The organism is Nodularia chucula CCY0103 (genome assembly GCF_963923915.1).
GTDB lineage: Bacteria > Cyanobacteriota > Cyanobacteriia > Cyanobacteriales > Nostocaceae > Nodularia > Nodularia chucula.
The window spans coordinates 1-257 of record NZ_CAWUOL010000257.1 but is presented as its reverse complement, the minus strand read 5'-3'; the positions used below and the strand labels follow the sequence as shown (position 1 = coordinate 257).

1 protein-coding gene is annotated in these 257 nt (G+C 58.4%); it reads left to right on the top strand.

From position 1 onward, the window contains the following. On the top strand, positions 1-257 hold a 257-nt coding region (locus ACM0OP_RS24465), incomplete at both ends, for a hypothetical protein (protein ID WP_414530992.1).

The following is a 257-nucleotide window of genomic DNA, read 5'->3' as shown; positions in this document are numbered from 1 at the left end:
ATTCCTCACCGACATGCGCTTGTTGCGCAACAACGTCGCGGTATCCACGTTGCCTGTGGGTACCTACACGGAGAGCGGTATATCGACGGGCACGTACGAATACGTGCTCAAGGCAACGGCCGTGAAGTACATCAATGGAGACGAGCACCTTCGATTCCTCACCTCGCCGGTCTTCCGCATCACGGTCAATGCTCCACCGGCTCCTTTTGACGGCGCCGAGTACGTGTCGTCCAACTATCCGCGAAGCATGGACCGGG